Below are 1,237 nucleotides of genomic sequence, written 5' to 3'. Positions count from 1 at the left end.
GTGTATAAGAGACAGATCACCGGATATCGGGCCATAAGGCCCCCATCATCGCACCTCGGACCCATGCGGGACGGATTTGCCTGTCCCACGCCCTGCGTGCTTGACCACGGAAGACCACCTCCGCGGCCGGCTACCCTTCTGCGTCACTCCTGCGCTGACCTACTACAAGGATCGGTCCCAACAGGCCAGGGCATCCCGCCCCCGAAGGAGCAGTAAGCCCGGACCCGGAGGTTAGTACTCCAAGCCTCGGTTTTGGCGGCTGAAAGCCGGTACGGGAATATCCACCCGTTCATCCATTCGACTACGCCTGTCGGCCTCGCCTTAGGACCCGACTCACCCGGGGACGACGAACGTGGCCCCGGAACCCTTGGTCATCCAGCGGACGGGATCCTCACCCGTCTCTCGCTACTCATGTCTGCATTCTCACTCCCGCGCGGTCCACGGCACGGTTCCCCGGCCGCTTCGCCCCACGCGGGACGCTCTCCTACCCAACGGCCGCAAAGGCCGCTGCCGCGTCTTCGGTGGTGTGCTTGAGCCCCGCTACATTGTCGGCGCGGAACCACTAGACCAGTGAGCTGTTACGCACTCTTTCAAGGGTGGCTGCTTCTGAGCCAACCTCCTGGCTGTCTATGCGACTCCACATCCTTTCCCACTTAGCACACGCTTCGGGACCTTAGACGACGGTCTGGGCTGTTTCCCTTTCGACGACGAAGCTTATCCCCCGCCGACTCACTGCCGGGATACGCGTCACCGGTATTCGGAGTTTGGTTGCTGTTGGTACCCGATACGGGCCCGCAAGCATCCAGTAGCTCTACCCCCGGGACGTAATGACCCGACGCTGCACCCAAATGCATTTCGGAGAGAACCAGCTATCACGGAATTTGATTGGCCTTTCACCCCTAGCCCCAAGTCATCCCCCCGGTTTTCAACCCAGGTGGGTTCGGTCCTCCACGCGGTCTTACCCGCGCTTCAACCTGCTCAGGGCTAGATCATCCCGCTTCGGGTCCAGGACACGCGACTCAAACGCCTTTTAAGACTCGCCTTCGCTACGCATACCCCACACGGGTTATGCTCGCCACATGCCACTGACTCGCAGACTCATTTTTCGATAGGCACGCCGTCACCCCACAAAAGGGCTCCGACGGATTGTAGGCGCACGGTTTCAGAGACTGTTTCACTCCCCTCCCGGGGTACTTTTCACCTTTCCCTCACGGTACTCGTTCGCTATCGGTCAGAC

1 rRNA gene is annotated in these 1,237 nt (G+C 60.7%); it reads right to left on the bottom strand.

Annotated elements, in window-relative coordinates:
* Positions 1-1,237 (bottom strand): 23S ribosomal RNA (locus tag AB5217_RS24850); the annotation flags it as partial.

Origin of the sequence: Bacteroides sp. MSSM.1001136sp1_RTP21357st2_D2_RTP21359_211015 (assembly GCF_040913205.1) — a bacterium.
Classification (GTDB): Bacteria; Bacteroidota; Bacteroidia; order Bacteroidales; family Bacteroidaceae; genus Bacteroides; species Bacteroides ovatus.
This window is presented reverse-complemented; position numbering and strand designations above follow the sequence as displayed.